Origin of the sequence: Streptomyces sp. NPDC053541 (assembly GCF_044544705.1) — a bacterium.
Taxonomy (GTDB): domain Bacteria; phylum Actinomycetota; class Actinomycetes; order Streptomycetales; family Streptomycetaceae; genus Streptomyces.
Genome location: NZ_JBITXM010000005.1, coordinates 65,357 through 84,518 on the forward strand (window position 1 = coordinate 65,357; position 19,162 = coordinate 84,518).

Annotated in this window: 17 protein-coding genes; 7 read left to right on the forward strand and 10 right to left on the reverse strand. The window is 76.2% G+C overall.

The window, feature by feature from the left end; genetic code table 11:
- Positions 1-3: 3 nt before the first annotated feature.
- Positions 4-1,932, reverse strand: coding sequence for an NAD-binding protein (locus ACIGW2_RS14075; protein ID WP_391655128.1), 1,929 nt, complete (start codon positions 1,930-1,932; stop codon positions 4-6).
- Between the two features lie 251 nt (positions 1,933-2,183).
- Here ACIGW2_RS14075 and ACIGW2_RS14080 point away from each other — a divergent pair, with 251 nt between their 5' ends.
- Positions 2,184-3,461 (forward strand): D-alanyl-D-alanine carboxypeptidase family protein, encoded by a 1,278-nt coding sequence (locus tag ACIGW2_RS14080; protein ID WP_399843646.1) that lies wholly within the window; start codon positions 2,184-2,186, stop codon positions 3,459-3,461.
- A 440-nt stretch (positions 3,462-3,901) separates the two neighbouring features.
- Here the strand turns inward: ACIGW2_RS14080 and ACIGW2_RS14085 are convergent, their stop codons facing one another.
- The gene (locus ACIGW2_RS14085; protein ID WP_391655079.1) at positions 3,902-4,246 is read right to left on the reverse strand and encodes a DUF3040 domain-containing protein; all 345 of its coding nucleotides are present in this window, start codon (positions 4,244-4,246) and stop codon (positions 3,902-3,904) included.
- Positions 4,247-4,321: 75 nt separating this feature from the next.
- Entirely contained in the window at positions 4,322-4,576 is a 255-nt protein-coding gene (locus ACIGW2_RS14090; RefSeq protein ID WP_391655078.1) for a DUF5133 domain-containing protein, read from the reverse strand.
- A gap of 146 nt (positions 4,577-4,722) precedes the next feature.
- On the opposite strand from ACIGW2_RS14090, the gene ACIGW2_RS14095 reads away from it, so the two are divergent.
- A complete protein-coding gene (locus ACIGW2_RS14095; RefSeq protein ID WP_399843650.1) occupies positions 4,723-5,760 on the forward strand; it encodes an NAD-dependent epimerase/dehydratase family protein in 1,038 nt (345 codons plus the stop codon).
- A 47-nt stretch (positions 5,761-5,807) separates the two neighbouring features.
- Here ACIGW2_RS14095 and ACIGW2_RS14100 read toward each other — a convergent pair whose 3' ends face one another.
- Both ACIGW2_RS14100 and ACIGW2_RS14105 read right to left on the reverse strand, forming a co-directional pair.
- Positions 5,808-6,695 (reverse strand): glutathione S-transferase C-terminal domain-containing protein, encoded by an 888-nt coding sequence (locus ACIGW2_RS14100; protein WP_391655076.1) that lies wholly within the window; start codon positions 6,693-6,695, stop codon positions 5,808-5,810.
- 182 nt (positions 6,696-6,877) lie between these two features.
- Positions 6,878-6,988: a putative leader peptide gene (locus ACIGW2_RS14105; protein ID WP_399843653.1), complete on the reverse strand. Its 111-nt coding sequence runs from the start codon at positions 6,986-6,988 to the stop codon at positions 6,878-6,880.
- Positions 6,989-7,156: 168 nt separating this feature from the next.
- Between ACIGW2_RS14105 and ACIGW2_RS14110 the strand changes: the two genes are divergently transcribed.
- The 4 genes from ACIGW2_RS14110 to ACIGW2_RS14125 all read left to right on the forward strand — a co-directional run bounded on the left by ACIGW2_RS14110 (position 7,157) and on the right by ACIGW2_RS14125 (position 10,715).
- Positions 7,157-7,615, forward strand: coding sequence for an RrF2 family transcriptional regulator (locus ACIGW2_RS14110; protein ID WP_391655074.1), 459 nt, complete (start codon positions 7,157-7,159; stop codon positions 7,613-7,615).
- A gap of 135 nt (positions 7,616-7,750) precedes the next feature.
- Complete coding sequence (locus tag ACIGW2_RS14115; protein WP_399843657.1) at positions 7,751-9,025, forward strand: acyl-CoA dehydrogenase; 1,275 nt, start codon at positions 7,751-7,753, stop codon at positions 9,023-9,025.
- Between the two features lie 158 nt (positions 9,026-9,183).
- Positions 9,184-10,071: a universal stress protein gene (locus ACIGW2_RS14120; RefSeq protein WP_399843660.1), complete on the forward strand. Its 888-nt coding sequence runs from the start codon at positions 9,184-9,186 to the stop codon at positions 10,069-10,071.
- A 74-nt stretch (positions 10,072-10,145) separates the two neighbouring features.
- Entirely contained in the window at positions 10,146-10,715 is a 570-nt protein-coding gene (locus ACIGW2_RS14125; protein WP_399843663.1) for a CAP domain-containing protein, read from the forward strand.
- A 34-nt stretch (positions 10,716-10,749) separates the two neighbouring features.
- On the opposite strand, the gene ACIGW2_RS14130 is transcribed toward ACIGW2_RS14125, so the two are convergent.
- From ACIGW2_RS14130 to ACIGW2_RS14150, 5 genes are all read right to left on the reverse strand, one after another.
- Positions 10,750-12,249 (reverse strand): sigma-70 family RNA polymerase sigma factor, encoded by a 1,500-nt coding sequence (locus tag ACIGW2_RS14130; protein ID WP_399843666.1) that lies wholly within the window; start codon positions 12,247-12,249, stop codon positions 10,750-10,752.
- 162 nt (positions 12,250-12,411) lie between these two features.
- Positions 12,412-12,702 (reverse strand): hypothetical protein, encoded by a 291-nt coding sequence (locus ACIGW2_RS14135; RefSeq protein ID WP_361582371.1) that lies wholly within the window; start codon positions 12,700-12,702, stop codon positions 12,412-12,414.
- Between the two features lie 96 nt (positions 12,703-12,798).
- Positions 12,799-15,024 (reverse strand): NADP-dependent isocitrate dehydrogenase, encoded by a 2,226-nt coding sequence (locus ACIGW2_RS14140; RefSeq protein ID WP_399843669.1) that lies wholly within the window; start codon positions 15,022-15,024, stop codon positions 12,799-12,801.
- Positions 15,025-15,075: 51 nt separating this feature from the next.
- Positions 15,076-16,116 (reverse strand): phosphatase PAP2 family protein, encoded by a 1,041-nt coding sequence (locus ACIGW2_RS14145; RefSeq protein ID WP_399843672.1) that lies wholly within the window; start codon positions 16,114-16,116, stop codon positions 15,076-15,078.
- A 110-nt stretch (positions 16,117-16,226) separates the two neighbouring features.
- On the reverse strand, positions 16,227-18,053 hold the full coding sequence (locus ACIGW2_RS14150) for a glycoside hydrolase family 15 protein (protein ID WP_391655067.1): 1,827 nt from the start codon (positions 18,051-18,053) through the stop codon (positions 16,227-16,229).
- Positions 18,054-18,155: 102 nt separating this feature from the next.
- Here ACIGW2_RS14150 and ACIGW2_RS14155 point away from each other — a divergent pair, with 102 nt between their 5' ends.
- Positions 18,156-18,959, forward strand: a complete 804-nt coding sequence (locus ACIGW2_RS14155) for a glycosyltransferase (protein ID WP_399843674.1) — start codon at positions 18,156-18,158, stop codon at positions 18,957-18,959.
- The last annotated feature ends 203 nt before the right edge of the window (positions 18,960-19,162 follow it).

Below are 19,162 nucleotides of genomic sequence, written 5' to 3' on the forward strand. Positions count from 1 at the left end.
CGCTCAGGCCACCGGCTCCCCCACAGCGCCGCCCGCCGGTCCGCCGGAGGTCGCGGTGCCGTCGCCGGTGCGGGTGCGGCGGCCGTGGAGGGCGGCGAGGCCGCGCCGGGTGGCGGCCACCACGACGCGGTCGCCCGGACCGAGGGGCCGGTCGTCGGGCAGTTCCGGCAGGGCCCGGTAGCGCGAGCGGGCCTGCGGCACCCCGGCCTCGCCGCGCGCGATCACCCGCCAGGCGCCCGGCTCGAACGCCTCGGCCGGCCGCCGGCCCCGCAGCAACGGGTGGTCGGCGACGTCCAGCGCGGCGAAGAGCAGCACCCGCCGCTCGACGGGGATGGCGCCGAGCACCTGGCGGCCCATCATCGCCCCGGCGAAGGCGGGTGCCGAGAGGTGCGAGACGCTGCGGCTGCGGGTGAGGGCGCCGGGGTGGACGGTGCGCAGGGTGCGGTAGACGGCGGTGGCGAAATCGTCGTCGTACAGCCGGAGCGCCACCCGCAGTCCGGGGCTGACGGAGCGGGCGTGCAGCGCGGCCTCCAGATTGGTGATGTCGACGCTGGTGAGAGCGAGCAGGGCACGGGCGCGGTGGATCCGGGCCGCCTCCAGGACGCCTTCCTCGGTGACGTCGCCGATCACCGTCGGCACCCGCAGCCGGCGGGCGAGCGCGAGGCCGCGGGCCTCGGGGTCGGCCTCGACGCAGACCACCGGGATGTTCATGCGGCGCAGCCGGGCGAGCACCCGGGTGCCGACCTTGCCGAGGCCGAGCAGCACGACGTGCCCGGACAGGCCGCGGGGCGGGCGGCGCAGGGTGGTGGCGCTGCGGAAGGTGCCGAAGGCCTCCAGGAGCGCGGCGATCACCACGGGCAGCAGGAGCAGTCCGACGAATCCGGCGAGGATCTGGAGGAGTTGACGGCTGGTCGGCTCGCCGACGGCCGGGTCGCCGATGGCGAAGACGTCGAGCAGGATCAGATACGCCGCGTGCAGGGGGTGATCGCCCGTGGTGAGGGTGGAGGCCAGGGCCAGGGCGAGGACCGCGGCGGCCACTCCGGCGAGCGACCAGCGCAGCCGGCGCGAGAAGAGGGAGCCGACCGGCAGCCCGGAACCGCCGAGCCAGCCGGTGGACTGCGCGGGTCCCTCGTAGCGGACCGTTTCGAGCGCGACGATGCCGCGCCCGGTGGCGGCGGCGACCTCGGCGTCCCCGGGCAGCAGCCGGGGGCCGAGCGGTCCGCTGCGCTCGGAGCCCTCGCAGCCGGCCGGGTCGCTGGTCGTCGAGGACAGCAGCGCGAGGGTGCACAGGCCCGGATCGGCGACCTCGCCGGGCGCGGGCGGGGTGCGGTCCACGGCGTGCAGCAGCAGTCCGCCGGCCTGGATGATCTTCTTGCTGCCGGCCACGGCGGTCGCCGCGAGCGCGGGCGCGGCCGTGTCGGCGTCGGAGAGCACCGTGGTGGTGGCGTCCGGCTTCTCGGGGTCGAGGCCGGGCTCGGCGACGGCCGCCGCCTGGTCGAGCAGGGTGGCCAGGTGCTGGCCGAGGCGCCGGTTGTAGAGCCGGATGACCAGGCGCAGCCGCGGATTGAGCCGGCGGGCGGTGAGCGCGGCCCGGATGTTGCGCTCGTCGTCCTCGTAGACCAGGGCGAGCGCGGCGGCCCGCTCCACGCCCGCGTCGAGCAGCACGGAGTCGTCGACCTCGGCGCTCTCCACGACCCGGATCGTCCGTCCGCCGGTCCCGTCGGCGCCGGTACCGGCCGGGGCGGGGCCCGCCGTGCGCGTGACGGCCGCGGTGACCCGTCCGAAGAGGGCCATGGCCCGGCCGGTGCGGGCGGCGGGCCGGTCGGGGGCGGTGCCGGGGCCGGGCACGAGGAGGGTGACCCGCGCCTCGTACATCTCGTGGAGTTCGGCGGAGAGGCGGTGGGCGAGGACGTCGTCGCCGCAGACGAGCATGTGCTCGCCGGGCGCCGGGGCGCCGCCCGCGGCAACGGGCCTGCTCTGGTACGGGAGTGAGGACACGTCACCAGGATGCCCTGCCGCACCGACATCCCGGCCGGGCGGGCACCGCCCGTGCACCGCTCCCCCGTCGGACCGCCCCGGGCGTGACGCGCCGCGTCACGACACGCCGCCGTCCGACACGCCGCGCTAGGCCGGTCGGCGCACTCCGTCCTGCGCACACCGGGCGGCGTTCCTACGGTGGCTGAATGATCGTCACGCCAGCTGTCCGTCATGTCGCCGCCGGTGCCGCGGCGCTGCTGCTCGCCCTGCCGGTCCCGTACGCCCCGGCGGCGCTCGCCGCCCCCGCCGCCGCGCCGCCCGGCGCCCCGGCCGGGGTGGCCGAGCCCACCCCGCCGGCCCGGCACGTCGTCGACCCGGCACGGCTCGGGCGCCCCGGCACACAGGTGCAGCCGCTCCGGGGCGCGCCGCCGGTCCCGGCCCTCTCCGCACTCTCCTGGGTGGTCGCGGACGCCTCCACGGGTGATGTGCTCGCGGCACGCGACGCGCACAAGCCGCTGCCGCCCGCGAGCACCCTGAAGGCGCTGTTCGCGCTGACGGCGCTGCCCGGGCACGACCCCGACGAGCGGCACACCGTCAGCGACGCCGAGCTGACCGGGATCGGCGAGGGCAGCAGCCTGGTCGGGCTGAAGGAGGGGTACACCTACAAGGTGTCGGACCTGTGGAACGGCGTGTTCCTCAGCTCCGGGAACGACGCCGTGCACGTCCTCGCCGCCATGAACGGCGGCTGGACGGCGATGTCCCGGAAGATGCAGGAGAAGGCCCGCGCGCTCGGCGCGCGCGACACGCACGTGGTCTCCCCGGACGGCTACGACGCCCCGGGCCAGGTGTCCTCCGCCTTCGACCTGGCGGTCTTCGGGCGGGCGGGCCTCCAGGACCCGCAGTTCACCCGCTACTGCTCGACCCGTTACGCCGACTTCCCGGCCGGCTCCTGGTCGTACGGCATCGCCAACACCAACCGGCTGCTGACGGGCGAGAGCGGGGTGGCGCGCTATCCGGGTCTGATCGGGGTGAAGAACGGCTACACGAGCAACGCCGGCAACACCCTGATCGCGGCGGCGAAGCGCGGTTCGCGGACGCTGGTGGTGTCGGTGATGAACCCGCAGGGCGGGGGCGGGCTCGCGGTGTACGAGGAGGCCAGGGAGCTGCTCGACTGGGGCTTCGCGGCGGACGGGAAGGTGCGGCCGGTGGGCTCGCTGCTCCCCGCGGCCCGCGCGTCGGCGCGGCCGTCCGCCGCCGCCGAGCGGCCCGCCGTCCGGGCGCAGGCCGGTCCGCCGGCGGCCCGGGACCCGCTGCACGCGCTCGCCGCGAGCGCCGGGACGCGGGGCGAGCCCGCCCGGGCCGCCGCCAAGGACGCCTCGGCCTCCGGCCGCACGGCCGGCCTGCCGCTCGCCCTGGTCGGCGCGGCCCTCGGCGCGGCGCTCTCCCTGTGGCTGTGGCGCCGCTTCGGCGCCCGCGGCAACTGAGGCACGACGGCGGAGGGCCCGCCGTGGACCCCCACGGCCCCCGTCCCCGGCCGCCGGGCCAGGCCGTGCCGCCCACACGACGTGGGCCGCCGGAGATTCCCCGCACCGCCCCCTTCCCGGCCGCCCGGCCCGGCCCTTTCGTCGCCACGCCGCACGGCGCGGCCCTTGCCGCCGGCGCGACGGAAGGGCTGCCGGGGAACTCCCCGCGCGGCCCCCTTCCCGGCCGCCGGGCCAAGCCCCTGCGCCGCCACACCGCACACTCCGGCCCTGCCGTCGGCGGGGGGGGCGGCCGTGCGGACGACACGGCGGAGGGGCCGCCGGGGACTCCCACGGCCCCGTCCTGGGCCGCCGGGCCAGGCCGTGCCCCCGACACGGCGGGCGGGCCGCCGGGGAACTCCCCCGCGGCCCCTTCCCGGCCGCCGGGCCCGGCGCCTTCCGGCTCAGACCTCGCGCTCGTCCGGCCGCGGCTGCGCGTCGCCGTTCAGGTGGCGGCGCGACCAGCGCATCAGGAGCCGGAGGAGACAGAGCAGGGTGAGCACCCACACGGCGGCGAAGACCCAGATCACGGCGGTGGTGCCGGTGGCCACGGCGACCGCGAGGAGCACGATCGCCAGGGGCCCGAAGAAGGCCGCGGCGGGCCCGGCGAACCGTCCCGATCCGAGCCGGGCCCGCAGGCGGGTGCGGCCGGCGCCGAGGGCCCGCGCGAACCCGGTGTCCGCGGCGAGGTCCTCCTCGATCTCCGCGAGAATCCGCAGCTCTCGGGGCGAGAGCTTCGCGCCATCCATCGTCGACACCTCCCGCCGCGCCGCCCCTGGTGCGTGGTCCGTCCGGTCCGCCTGTTCCGACCGGCGCCCGTGGCGCTAATCGGCGGATACCCCACCGGTCCGGTCCGAACCGCCCACCTTCAGGAGCGGAACGGGCGTCGCGGTGTAGCGCTCGGCGGCGCGGACGGCCGCGCCCGCGGTGCGCTCCCCCATCAGGACGCACAGCGTGTACGCCGTGTCCTCGAACCGCCGGCGCGCAGCCAGGTCGTGCGGCCGGGCCAGGACCTGCCGTTCCTGCGCGCGGTAACTGCGCAGCAGTCGGGCGATCGTGTTGCGGTCGGGGAGCAGCATCCGGTCCTCCTCTGCGGGCCTGGCCCCCCGTGATGACCCCATGGTGGGGGCACCCGGTCACCCGCGCGAGCGAAACCGTCACCATGCGTGACGCGCGCGTGGGCCGCCCGGGTGCGCGGGCCCGGAAAATGGCCGAAGGTCGAGGTATGAACCCGAGCGAGCGACTGCGCGTGGTGGTCACCGGCGCCACCGGGAACGTGGGGACGAGCGTGGTGCGCGCGCTGGTCCGGGAGCGCCGGATCGGTTCGGTGCTCGGCCTGTCCCGGCGCCGCCCCGGCCTGGATCTGGAGCGCACCGAGTGGGCGGAGGTCGATCTGTCGCTGGAGGGCGACGAGCCGCGGCTCGCGCAGTATCTGTCGGACGCCGACGCGGTGGTGCACCTGGCCTGGCGGTTCGGGCCGACGCACGATCCGGTGACGACCTGGGCCACCAACGTGCTGGGCACGGTGCGGGTGCTCGACGCGGTGGCCACGGCCCGGGTGCCGGTCCTGGTGTGCGCGTCGTCGGTCGGGGCCTACTCCCCCGGTCCGGGCGACGGGGTGCCGGTGTCGGAGTCCTGGCCGACGCACGGCTGGCCGGGCGCCGCGTACACCCGTGAGAAGGCCTATGTGGAGCGGCTCCTGGACGTCTTCGAGCGGGATCACGCGCAGACCCGGGTGGTGCGGATGCGGCCCGCGTTCCTGTTCAAGGAGGAGTCGGCGAGCGAGCAGCGGCGGATCTTCGCGGGCCGCTGGGTGCCGGGGCAGCTGCTGCGGCCGGATCTGCTGCCGCTGCTGCCGGAGCTGCCCGGTCTGCGGTTCCAGACGCTGCACACGGACGACGCGGCGGACGCGTACGTGCGGGCGCTGGTGCGCGACGTGCGGGGCGCCTTCAACCTGGCGGCCGAGCCGGTGGTGGACGGGAAGGTGCTGGGGGCGCTGTTCGGGGCGCGGCCGGTGCGGGTGCCGGTGCCGGCGGTGCGCGGGGCGCTGTCGGCGGCCTGGCGGCTGCGGGTGGCGCCGGCCGAACCGGGTCTCCTCGACGCGGTGCTGCGGCTGCCGGTGATGTCGACCGACCGGGCGCGCCGGGAGCTGGGCTGGGCACCGGTCCGCAGCTCGGTGGAGGCCCTGGAGGCCTTCCTGCGCGGGGTGCGGGCCGGGGGCGGCGACGCGACCGAGCCGCTGGCCGGCCGCCGCTTCGGCTGATCAGGGCCCGCGCCTGTCGCCGCCGGCGCGGGTGGTCACGCGGGTGGTCAGTGGCCGCGCGCGGCCGTCCAGTCGACGATGCGCATGGCGGCGCCGGCCGCCTCCCGGCCCCGGCAGTGGGCGTGGTGGCGGGCGAGCAGGGCGTCGATGTCGAGGTGCCGGCCGAAGGCGGGGTGTCCGGTGAGCCGGGCGGCGTACGCCCAGAGGGCGGGGTGGTCGGCGATCCGCTCGGTGGCCGCGGCGTCGAGGTGCCAGCGGTGCACGGTGTCGAGCTGGACGAGGGTGACCCAGACGGTGACGTCGGCGGCGGTGAGGGCGTGGCCGAGGACGTACGGACCGCGGGTGAGGCGCCGTTCGAGCGCGCCGAGGGCGGCGAAGAGCACGGTGAGCGGGTCGTGGTGGGCGGCGGTGCCGTCGAGGCCGAGCTCGCCGGCCCGCTGGGCGGCGGCGCCGACGCTGCGGGCGCACAGGTCGGCGACGGCGCGGATCTCGTCCGCCCGGTCCTCGGGGAGGAGTTCGGGTCCCTCGCCGCGGAAGCGCAGGGCGAGGTCGCGCCGGATGTCGGGGACGTGGGTGGAGACGATCCGGCCGGTCCAGTCGTCGCTGAGCACGGGCGCGGCGGCCGGTCCTCGGTAGAGGTGGGCGCTGGCCTCGTACAGCGGGCGGAGCGCGGTGTAGCCGCCGTCGGGGGTGTCGGGCAGGGCGGGCAGGAGGCGCAGCGGGAGGGTGGTGTCGAGGCCGAGCAGGGCGTGGGTGACGGCGACGCCCAGACAGTCGGGGTCGGCGGGTGCCAGGTGCAGGCGGTAGCGGTGCGGCACGGGGTAGTGGCCGCTGCGCACGTCGCGGCCGATCCGGCCGCGGAAGCCCCGGTCGGTGGTGGCGGGGACGATCGAGGGGACGGCGGAGGGTGCGGCGGCGGAGGGGACGACGGACATGGTTCTCCCTGGGTGCTCGGTGCTGGGTCGCGGCGCGCACGACGGCCGCCGGGCGGGTGGCGGGGCGGGGTCGGCGCGCGGAGGCAGCAGAGGTACGGGAAGGGGGGTGCCGGACGGGCCGGACGGTGGGGCCGGTGACGGGCCGGCGGAAGGAGGGCCGGCGTGCGCCGCGCGGGCCGGCGTTACGCGGCGCTGCAGACGCGCAGCAGGTCGATGTGGCGGCGCGAGGTGAGGGCCGGGACGCGGGGCGGCCGGGCGGGATCCGTCCGGTGCGGCGCGATCGCGGCTGCCATGATTCCCTACCTGTTCGCTCGGGTTTCCCGTTCCCGAGTGTGGGAGCGGCGCGCCCGTGCGTCAAGGGGTGGGAAGGGGACACCCGCTGCGGGGTGGCGCACGGGGGCCGCCGGGCGCGGGGCGCCTCGTGGGGAGGGGTGCCGGGGGCGCGTGGGCATAATGCGCCTATGCGCATTTCAGCCAGGGCCGACTACGCGGTGCGGGCCGCCCTCCAGCTCGCCGCGGCCCGGGACTCCGGGCCGGTGAAGGCCGAGGCGATCGCCGAGGTCCAGGGCATCTCGCACAAGTTCCTGGAGGGCATCCTCGGCGACATGCGCAAGGGCGGCCTGGTGCAGAGCCAGCGCGGTGGCAACGGTGGCTACTGGCTGGCGAAGCCGGCCGCGGACATCTCCGTGGCGGACGTGATCCGCTGCGTCGACGGGCCGCTGGTGTCGGTGCGCGGGGTGCGGCCGCCGGAGCTGTCGTACACCGGTCCCGCGGAGTCCCTGCTCACCCTGTGGGTCGCGCTGCGGGCGAACGTGCGCCAGGTGCTCGACGGCGTCTCGCTGGCCGAACTGGCCGCCGCCGACCTGCCGCCCGAGGTGGTGGCGCTCGCGGACGACCCGGAGGCCTGGACCAACCCCTGACCGGGGCACACCGGGCTCGCGTCCGCGATCCGGGATCGCAATGTCCGTGATACGGACAGCTGTTGGGGCCGGGGCGGACCCTCTGCCACTATCCCTACTAATCCAGTGGGAATACTAGGGATCATGTGAGGTGACGTGAGAACGCCGAAGAAGTCCGCCCCGCGCACCGCCTCCGCGCCGGCCGGGGTGCTGCCCGCCGACCGCCGCGCGGACGACGCGATCTGGCCCCGCGTCACCCGTGAGGTCGCCGACGACCTGGCCGTGGACGCCGTGGCCCGGGACCGGGCCGGTGGCGCGCCGTACGACGAGGCCGCCCGGCTCCAGGAGGCCGGACTGCCGGCCCTGCTCGCCGCGCCCGGGCCGCTCGGCCGTGGCGCCTGGCGCACGGCGTGCGCGGTGGTCCGGGAGATCTCCGCCGCCGACGGCTCGGTGGGCGAACTCCTCGCCCACCACTGTGTGCTGTCCTGGGCCCCCCGGCTGCTCGGCGCGCCGGCCGGGCCGCTGTCCCTCGACTCCCGCACCGCCGAGGAGCGGTGGCTGCTCGCCGGCGCCGTCGAACCGCCGCGCCCCGAGCCCGGCCGGCCCGGGCTCGCCCTCGTGCCGACGGGCGGCCGCGGCTACCTCCTCGACGGACGGGGCGCCTTCGCGTCCGGCGTCACCGTCGCCGACCGGCTGGTCGTCGGCGCGCGCTGTACGGAGACCGGCGACCTGCTCCTCGTCCTGGTGGACCCCGCGCACCCGGCCGTCACCGTCGAACCCTCCGCCGACCGGGTGGGCCAGCGCCTCTCCGGCGCGGGTACGGTCGCCTTCGACCGGCTCCCGGTCAAGGCCGGCCAGGTGCTCGGCACCCTCCCGCGCGACGAGCACGCGATCGCCCCCTCCGCCACCCTCGCCCCGCTCGCCCTGCGGCTGCTCCTGGTGCACGTGGCCCTCGGCATCGCCGAGGGCGCGCTCGCCGAGGCCCGGGACGTGAGCCGGGCCGGCAAGGCGGCCGCGCCGCACGGCACCGACCCGGCGGCCCACGACGACCCGTATCTGCTGCGCGCCTACGGAGAGTTGGCGACCTCCGCGCACACCGCGGCGGCCGTGGTCGAGCGGGCGACCGACGCGCTCGGGCGCGGGCTGCTCGCCGAGCGGCTGCTCGGCTTCGAGGAGCGCTCCGACATCGCCGTCCTCGTCTCCGCGGCCGAGACGGTCGCGCACCGCGCGGCCCTCGACATCACCGCCCGGGTCCTCCAGCTCGTCGACCCGGTCACGGCCGCCGACCCGCACGGCCCCGCCCCCGGCTTCGACCGCTTCTGGCGCAACACCCGCGCCCTCACCTCCCCGGTCCCCTCCGACCACCGCCTGCGCGACATCGGCGACCACTACCTGAACGGCACCCACGCGCGCCTCACCCTGCCGGCGTAGTCCGTTTCCTCCGGCTCCGGGCCCGTCGGACGGGCCCTACGCCCGTGCCGGTCGGGACGTACGGCACTGTCGGCGGGCGCGGGACCGGGTCAAGCTGGGGGTGGCGGGTCCGTCCGACGGGGCGGGCCGCACGCCCGACGGATGACGGAGGCAGCCTGATGAGTCGTGAGATCGTCGCGGGAGTGGACGGTTCGCCGGAGAGCCTGGCCGCGGCGGACTGGGCCGCGCGGGAGGCCCTGCGCAGGGGCCTCCCGCTGCGACTCGTGCACGCCTGGCGCTGGGAGCCGCTCGACCTCCCGCTGGTCCAGGACCCGACCGATCAGCTGAAGGCCGCGCGCGAGGTGCCGGCCACCGCGGCCGCGACGCTCGCCGAGCGCTTCCCGGACCTCGCGCTGACCACCGAGCTGATCGGCGACACGCCCGTCGCCGCCCTGCTCGGCACCCTCGGACGGGCCGAGCTGCTGGCCCTCGGCTCGCGCGGCCAGGGCGCCCTCGCGGGCTTCCTCCTCGGCTCGTACGGCCAGCAGGTCATCGCCGAGTCCACCGTCCCGGTGGTCGCGGTCCGCAGCCGGGACGGCGTGCCCGCCGAGCCGCCGGCCGGCGAGGTCCTGGTCGGCCAGCACGGCACGCCGCAGGACAGCGCGGCGGCCCTGCGCTTCGCCTTCGAGACGGCGGCCGCGCGCGGGGCCGCGGTGCGGGCGGTTCGGGCCTGGAGCCTGCCGCCGCTGTTCGCGTTCAGCCCCGGCTCGCTGGCGCTCGCCGACGAGGCCGGCGGGCTCGTGCCGTACGAGGAGAAGGCGCTGCGCGAGGCCCTGGCGCCCTGGCGGGAGCGCTTCCCCGGGGTGCCGGTGACGGAGCACGTGGAGCTGGGCAGCGCCGGTCAGGTGCTGCTGTCCGGGGCGGGCTCGGCGCAGCTGCTCGTGGTCGGCCGGCGCGCGCGGCGCGGGGCGATCGGCCCGCGGATCGGCTCCGTCGCGCACGCGGCCCTGCACCTGGCGCCCTGTCCGGTCGCGGTGGTGCCGCAGGAGGTTGACCCCCAGGATTGACGCGGGGTGTCGACCTCCCTCCGGGCGGACAGGGTGACCGCCGGCAGGATCGAGGAACGAGAGAGCGGAGCTCCATGCGGCACGACGCGTACGACACACCGGACCGGCCCTCCCGCTTCTTCCGTACGGCGGTGACGGCGGCCGGCGCGCTGGCCGCCGCGGTCACGGTGCTGACCGGGGTGTACGCGGCGGACCAGGGCCGCGGGGGCGGCCCGGGCCCGGCCGCGGCCGTCCGGGCCGTCCCCGCGGCGCGGGGCGCCGGGTCGTACGGCACCGAGGTGGTGGATCTGGTCAACGCCGAACGGCGGAAGGCGGGGTGCCCGCCGGTGCGGTCGGACTCCCGACTGCGCACGGCGGCCCAGAAGCACGCCGACGACATGGCCGCGCGCAACTACTACGCGCACGCCGGCCGGGACGGGCGGGACGCGGGCGACCGGATCAGGGCGGCCGGGTACGCGTGGTCGGCCTGGGGCGAGAACATCCACCGGGGGCCGCACTCGGCCGCGCAGGCGGTGGACGCGTGGATGAACAGCGCGGCGCACCGGCGGAACATCCTCGACTGCTCCTTCGAGGACATCGGGGTGGGGGTCAACCTCACGGGCAACGGGCCGTGGTGGGTGCAGGACTTCGCCTCGGGCCGCTGAGCCGGCCTCGCGGGCAGGCGACCCGCGCGGCCGGTCAGGGCCGCAGCGGGGTCGCCAGCTCCTGCACCCAGACCGTGCCGTCGGGGCCGGGCACGGCGGCCACCCCGGTGTGCCGGTAGCGGCAGTCCAGGAGGTTGGCCCGGTGCGGCGGGTCGGCCATCCAGTCGGCGACGACGGCCTCCGGGGCCCGCTGCCCCCGGGCCAGGTTCTCGGCCCAGGCGCTCCACGCGTACCCCCCGGTGGTCAGCCGGCTGCCGGAGTCGGTGCCGTCGGGGGCGATGTGGGACAGGGCCCGGCGCTCGACCAGGTCGGCGCCGAAGGAGCGGGCCACGGCCGACAGCCGCGGCTCGATCCGCAGCGGCCCGCAGCCGGCCTCGGCCCGGTGCCGGTTGACCAGCGCGGTGACCCGCTGTTCCGTGCTGGGCCGCGGTACGGGGGTACGGGTCGGGGCGGGCCTCGGCGCCGGGCTCGACGTCACCGGGGGCGGCGGTGCCACGGTGCGGGTGGCGGCGGGCCCGGGCGGCGCGGTGGCCTGCGGACGGGCCGACGCGCGCTCGGCGGAGCCGCCGCCCGGCACCAGCAGGAACAGCAGCGCGCCGAGGGCCACGGCCGCCCCGGCGCCCACCAGCGGCCCGGACCGCATCCCGGCCGTGGCACCGGGCGTCACCGCGCCGTCACCCACCGGCCCTGACACGGCGCCGTCACCGGTCGGCCCGGTCGTCGCCGCCACGGTCTCCAGGGCCGGGCCCGTACTCCCCCGGCCCGCCCACACGAGCAGCGGCGGCACCAGGGCCAGACCCACGAGCAGGCCCTCCGCCGGGGCGAGGCCGGAGCGGGTGGGGGCGCAGTGCGGGCAGCCGTCGACGTGCCGGGCCAGGCGCTTGCGCCACAGCGGGGAGGGGGCGCCGTCCCAGCGGGCGGTGGTCTCGGCGAGGCCGGGGCAGCGCGGCACGGCGGCCAGCGCGCGCACCACGGCGCGGCCGGTCTCCAGGCGCTCCTTCATGCGCTGGACGCGGACGGCCGCGTGCCCGGGCGGCACGGCGAGGGCCTCGGCGAGCTCGGCGCGGGACAGTTCCCCGGCGGCCTCCAGCCACCACAGGGACAGCACCTCGCGGTCGGTCTCGTCGAGCCAGCGGGTGGCCTCGGCGACCTCGCGGCGCTGGCCGGTGAGCCCGAGCCGCAGGATGGTGAGGCCGGTGAAGTCGCCGGCCGGGTCGGCGAGCGCCGCGGCGCGCTCCAGGCCGGGCAGCGGCGCCTGCTGCCGCTCGTGCCAGCGGTGCCGTATCCGGTTCATCGCGATGGCGACCAGCCAGGACCGGAAGCGGGCCGGGTCGCGGAGGGCGGGCAGCCCGTCCAGGGCCCGCACCATCGTCTCCTGGACCACGTCGTCCACGTCGGCGTGCCCGTCGAGGGCCCGGCCCACGATGTTGTAGACGAGCGGCAGACAGGCCCGGGCCAGCTCGTCGCCGGCCCGTGCGTCTCCCGCCCGCGCCGCCTCGACGAGTGCGGCGGTGCGGTGCTCGTCGCTGTGCATGTGTGGTGCTCCCTCGTCGCCCGCTGCGGCCCCGCAGCGCCGGCCGCCGGATGCGGTCCGCGATCAGGAGACCACCGGGAGCGGTGCGGATAACGGTTTTCCGACCGCCCGTTTCCGCGAGGGGCGCCGCTCGCCTCCCCGCGCCGGTCGCCGGTCGCCGGTCTAGGGCGACAGGTACGGCACGGACGGAACGGTGGCACCGCCCCCGGCCCGTACCGCCGCCACGACCGCGTCGTGCAGGTCGCGGCTCTCCTCCTCCGATCCGCAGGGAACCGGACTTCCCGACATGGTGAACCAGTCGGAAGCGCCGCTGTACTGCACGGCCACACGTGCCTCGCCGTCGGCATAGGTGGTGTGCACGGTCAGATCGCCCGTGACGACACCGCCCTCGTCGGTCAGCACCCCGCCACGCCCGGTGTAGACACCGGCGGTCGTCCATGATGCCCAGCTCATCTGTCCAGATTCACACCGGCGCCGCAGATGCGCCACTGACGGGACGGCCCCGGCCGGAAAGCTTCCGGCCGGGGCCGCCCCGTGTTACCGCGTGGTTCAGGCGAGGGACGCGATGGCCTCGTTGAACGTGGCGGAGGGGCGCATCACGGCCGCGGCCTTGGCCGGGTCGGGCTGGTAGTAGCCGCCGATCTCGGCCGGGGAGCCCTGGACGGCGTTCAGCTCCTCGACGATCTTCTGCTCGTTCGCGGTGAGCGTCTCGGCGAGCGGGGCGAAGGCCTTGGCGAGCTCCGCGTCCTCGGTCTGCTTGGCCAGCTCCTGGGCCCAGTAGAGGGCCAGGTAGAAGTGGCTGCCGCGGTTGTCGATGCCGCCGAGGCGACGGGTCGGCGACTTGTCCTCGTTGAGGAAGGTGCCGGTGGCGCGGTCGAGGGTGTCGGCGAGGACCTGGGCGCGGGCGTTGCCCGTGGTGGTGGCCAGGTGCTCGAAGGAGGCCGCGAGGGCGAAGAACTCGCCGAGCGAGTCCCAGCGCAGGTAGTTCTCCTTGACCAGCTGCTGGACGTGCTTCGGGGCGGAGCCGCCGGCGCCCGTCTCGAAGAGGCCGCCGCCCGCCATGAGCGGGACGATCGACAGCATCTTGGCGCTGGTGCCCAGCTCCAGGATCGGGAAGAGGTCGGTCAGGTAGTCGCGCAGCACGTTGCCGGTGACGGAGATGGTGTCCTCGCCGCGGCGGATGCGCTCCAGGGAGAACTTGGTCGCCTCGACCGGGGAGAGGATCTTGATCTCCAGGCCCTCGGTGTCGTGCTGCGGCAGGTACTCCTTGACCTTGGCGATCAGCTGGGCGTCGTGGGCGCGGTTCTCGTCCAGCCAGAAGACGGCCGGGGCGCCGGTGGCGCGGGCGCGGGTGACGGCGAGCTTGACCCAGTCCTGGATCGGGAGGTCCTTGGTCTGGCAGGAGCGGAAGATGTCGCCCTCGGCGACCTCCTGCTCCAGGACCGTGGTGCCGGCGGCGTCGACGAGGCGGACGGTGCCGGCCGCGGCGATCTCGAAGGTCTTGTCGTGGGAGCCGTACTCCTCGGCCTTCTGCGCCATGAGGCCGACGTTCGGGACGGAGCCCATGGTCGCCGGGTCGAAGGCGCCGTGGGCGCGGCAGTCCTCGATGACGGCCTGGTAGACGCCGGAGTAGGAGTGGTCCGGGAGGACGGCGAGGGTGTCGGCCTCCTGGCCGTCCGGGCCCCACATGTGGCCGGAGGTGCGGATCATGGCCGGCATCGAGGCGTCGACGATGACGTCGGACGGCACGTGCAGGTTGGTGATGCCCTTGTCGGAGTCGACCATGGCGAGGGCCGGGCCCTCGGCGATCTCGGCGTCGAAGGAGGCCTTGATCTCCTCGCCGAGGCCGTGCGGGATGGTCTCCAGGCCCTTGAAGATGGTGCCGAGGCCGTCGTTCGGGGAGAGGCCGGCGCCGGCCAGGACCTCGCCGTAGGTGGCGAAGGTGCGCGGGAAGAAGGCGCGCAGGACGTGGCCGAAGATGATCGGGTCGGAGACCTTCATCATGGTGGCCTTGAGGTGCACGGAGAAGAGCACGCCCTCGGCCTTGGCGCGGGCGACCTGCTCCGAGAGGAAGGTGTTGAGGGCGGCGGCGCGCATCACGGAGGCGTCCACGACCTCGCCGGCGATGACCTTCAGCGGCTCGCGCAGCTCGGTGACGGTGCCGTCGGCGGCGACGTGCTCGAAGCGGAGGGTGGTGTCCTCGGCGATGACGACGGACTTCTCGGTGGAGGCGAAGTCGTCGGCGGCCATGGTGGCCACGTTGGTCTTGGACTCGGGGGTCCAGGCGCCCATGCGGTGCGGGTGGGTCTTGGCGTAGTTCTTCACGGCGCCGGGGGCGCGGCGGTCGGAGTTGCCCTCGCGCAGGACCGGGTTGACGGCCGAGCCCTTGACCTTGTCGTAGCGGGCGCGGATGTCGCGCTCCTCGTCGGTCTTCGGGTCGTCCGGGTAGTCCGGGAGCGCGTAGCCCTGGGCCTGGAGCTCGGCGATGGCGGCCTTGAGCTGCGGGATGGAGGCCGAGATGTTCGGCAGCTTGATGATGTTGGCCTCGGGCGTCTTGGCCAGCTGGCCGAGCTCGGCGAGGGCGTCGGCGATGCGCTGGCCCTCCTCGAGACGCTCCGGGAAGGAGGCGATGATGCGCCCGGCCAGGGAGATGTCACGCGTCTCGACGTTCACGCCGGCGGTCGAGGCGTAGGCCTGGATCACGGGCAGGAACGAGTAGGTCGCCAGGGCGGGCGCCTCGTCAGTGTGCGTGTAGATGATGGTCGAGTCAGTCACCGGGTGTGCTCCGCTCCACGTCTGCGTCTGCGTCTGCAAGATTGCTCGACATCAAGATATCTCGTGATCGTGCTCCTCGGGAAAGGGGTCCTCGGCTACGGGGTGCGTGATCCGGTACGGGGCGCTGCCGGGGTCGAGGTCGACGCGACGGAGCAGGGCGAGCAGGACGAGCGCGACGGCGGCGCCGGTGCCGGCGGCGAGCGCCTGGCCGCAGCGGTGGGCGGTCCGGGACAGCTCGGCGGGCAGCGGGCCGGTGGCGGCGGGCAGGCAGTCGCCGAGCAGGTAGGCGCCGGCGGCGAGCCCGCCGAGGGCGAGCAGGGCGAGCGGCACGGTGACGAGGAGCCGCTGCGGCGGCAGGCCGCGCCGGGACGCGGGGCGGATCTTGCCCTTGCGGGCGAGCAGGGCGATCAGCGCGGCGAAGGCGGCGAGCACGAGCAGGTCGGCGGCGATGACGTCGCCGGGGCGGTGCCGGCCGGAGGCGATGGAGTACGCGCCAAGGGCGACGGCCCACAGGGCGCCGAGTCCGACGGCGGCACCGCGCAGCCGGTGCGGCACGACGAGCGTGAGGCCGAGGGCGAGGCCGGCGGCGAGGACGGCCGGGCCGCTGGGGAAGCCGCTGGACACGGCGAGGCCGGCGGCTTCGAGGTAGCGGGGGCCCGGGGCGTAGCGCTGGAGGAGTTCGGCGGCGAGCAGGGCGGCGGCGACGGTGCCGAGGGCGGCGCCCAGCTGCGCGTACCGCTTGCGGAGCACCCCGAGAGCGACGAGCAGCAGGGCGACGAGGAGGAGCGAGAGGGTGCCGAGGCCGCCCTGGAGCGAGGGGTGCTCGCGCAGGAAGCGGGCGACGGCCGGGTCGGTGAGCCGGCCGGCGAGGACCGCGTCGCCCCAGCGCCGGCCGGTCGTGGTGAGCACGAGTCCGGCGTAGGCGACGGTGAGCAGCAGGACGGCGGCGAGGCAGGCGCGCCGCATGCGTATGCGGATGCGGGCGCTGAACGATCCGGCGGCCTCGCCGGCGACGGCGGCGTACCACCAGGTGTCGCCGGCGGCGATGCTGGGTGGTGAGCCGCCGGTACGGGGCCTGTCGAAGGGTGCCATGCCTCGATTCGACCCCTTCGGCGCCGGGTCCGCCCGCTGGAGTCACCCGAACGACGCGGCTCGGCGCGGGGCGGCCGGGGGGGCGGCGCGGGGGCGGCTGCCTGGGGCGGTCAGGCCGCGGTGGCGCGGCGGGCGGCGGTGCGGTCGCGGCGGCGGGTGCCGTCGAGGGTGAAGGCGGTGTTGACGAGGGCGACATGGCTGAGGGCCTGGGGCATGTTGCCGAGCTGGCGGCCCGTGGCCGGATCCCATTCCTCGGCGAGCAGGCCGACGTCGTTGCGCACGTCCAGGACGCGTTCGAAGGCGGTTCTCGCCTCGGCGGGGCGGCCGGTGAGGGCGAGCGCGTCGGCGTACCAGAAGGTGCAGGCGAGGAAGGCGCCCTCGGTGCCGGGGAGGCCGTCGACCTCGTGCGCCTCGCCGTTCGTGACCTCGTCGTAGCGGCGCACGAAGCCGCGGTCGTCGAGGCCGGCCATGGCGCGGACGGTGCCGAGCACCCGGGGGTCGTGGGCGGGCAGGAAGCCGAGGCGCGGGATGAGCAGGGCGGTCGCGTCGACCCGCCGGCTGCCGTAGTACTGGGTGAAGGCGCCGCGCTCCTCGTTCCAGCCCGACCGGCAGACCTCCTCGCGGAGTTCGGCGCGCAGGGCCTGCCAGCGGCGGACCGAGCCGCGCAGTCCGGCGACCCGGGCGAGCCGCAGCGCGCGGTCGGCGGCGACCCAGGACATGACCTTGGAGTGGACGAACTGCCGCCGGGGACCGCGGACTTCCCAGATGCCCTCGTCGGGTTCGCGCCAGCGCTTGGCGACGTATTCGAGCAGGGCGGCGAGCAGGCTCCACAGGTGCGCGTCGAAGGGCACCCCGGCCCGGACGGCGGAGTAGACGGTGTTCAGGACCTCGCCGTAGATGTCGAGCTGGAACTGGTCGACGGCCGCGTTGCCGAATCTGACGGGGCGTGAGTTCTCGTAGCCGGGCAGCCAGTCGGCGACCGTCTCGGGGAGCCGGCGCTGGCCGCCGACCCCGTACAGCGGCTGGAGGTCGGCGGGGTCGCCCGCGGCGGCGCGGACCAGCCAGTCGGTCCAGGCCAGGGCCTCGCGGCGGTAGCCGCTGCGCAGCAGGCAGGAGAGGGTGAAGGTGGAGTCGCGCAGCCAGCAGAAGCGGTAGTCCCAGTTGCGGTGGCCGCCGAGGCACTCGGGCAGGGAGGCGGTGGCGGCGGCGATCACGCCGCCGGTGGGTTCGTAGGTGAGGGCCTTGAGGGTGACCAGGGAACGCATCACGGCCTCGCGCGCGGGCCCCTCGTAACGCAGGCCGGAGGCCCAGTCGTTCCAGAAGGCGAGGGTGCGGTCGAGGGCGTCGGGCACGTCGGGCGCGGGTGGGGCGGGGGCGTGCGAGGGGTGCCAGCCGAGGACGAAGGTGACGCGCTGTCCGGCGGTGACCGGGAAGGCGAAGGCGGTGCGGTCGGGGCCGACGACGGGCTCGCCGGCGCCGGGTCCGCAGGTCAGCCGGGTCGCGTCGGGGCCGGCGACGCAGGCGACGGTGCGCCGGTCGAGGGCGTGGGTCCAGGGGCGGACGCCGCCGTGGTCGAAGCGGACCCGCAACTCGCCCCGGATGTCGACCCGTCCGGCGAGGCCCTCGACGATCCGGACGATGCGCGGGCCGTTCTGACGGGGCGGCATGAAGTCGGTGATGCGGACGGCGCCGTCCACGGTCTCCCAGACGGAGTCGAGGACGAGGGTGTCGCCGCGGTAACTCCGGCGGTTGCAGACGCGGTTGCCGGCGGGGGCGAGGGCGAAGCGGCCGTGCCCGGGATCGCCGAGGAGGGCGGCGAGGCAGGCGGGCGAGTCGAAGCGCGGGGCGCACCACCAGTCGATCGAGCCGTCCCGCCCGACGAGGGCCGCGGTCTCCAGATCGCCGATGAGGGCGTAGTCCTCGATTCGCCCTGCCATGTCCGGATTGTAACCCCGCACGCGCGGGCCGGGGCGGTCCTTGACCCGGGCGCCGGGCGCGCTCGATCCTGGGAGGGTCCACGGCCATCCGGAGGGCGTCCCATGGGTGCCACGAGCGGCGAACCGCATCCGATGCGCCGGGCCACGGACCGCGCCCCGGCCGCCCCGGGACGGACGGCGAGCCTGGTGGTCGCGGTGCGGCCCGGTGACCGCGATCCGGCCTGGATGTTCGACCGGCTGCCGCCCGCCGTGCGGGAGGTCGTGCTGGTGGGCGGGGGTCCCGGGACCGCCGGACGGCTCCCGCCGGCGGGGGTCGCGGTGCGCCGGCTCGGCCCGTGGGACCGCACGGCGGGCGAGGTCCCGCACACCGGACTGCTGGCCGCCACGGGCGACCACCTGGTCCTGATGGGCGCCGACGGCGCCATGTCGCCCGGGGAGATCCCGCACTACCTGCACTACCTGGAGAGCGGTTTCGACTTCGTGAAGGGTTCGCGCTTCATCGCGGGCGGCGACGGCGGCGACTATCCGCTGACCCGCCGGCTCGGCCACCGGGCGCTGCTCCGGCTCGCCCGGCAGCTGTACGGGCAGCGGCTGACCGATCTGCGGTGCGGCTGCTGCGCCTTCCGGCGGGAGTTCCTCGGCCTGCTCGACCTGCGCGCCGGCCGGGTGGAGCTCGGGGCCGAACTGGTCGTGCACGCGCTCCACTACGGGCTGCGGGTGGCCGAGGTGCCGAGCCTCGAACTCCCCTCCCGGCACGGCCCGTCGCACCCCCGGACGGTCCGTGACGCGCGCCGCGTCCTCGGCGCGCTGCTCGACGAGCGCCCGCACAACGCGCTGCCGCGGTTCCGGCCGGCGCTGCGCCTGCGCGGCGGTGCCGGAAACGCGTTTCCCGGGCCTTTCGGTTGACTCAGGACATATCAGGTGCTAAGCCAAGAAGTCAGTGCATTGCACTCGGCAACGCACCGCAGACCCCCGGCAGGGTCGGTTGTCGGAAGAGGCGTGTCATGACCTCCCTCCCCATCAGCCGAGCACCGGTGGCACCCGCTCCGCATCCGCTGCGCCGGGTGACCGACTGGCCCTCCGCCGCGGCCTGCCGCCGCCCCGCCCGC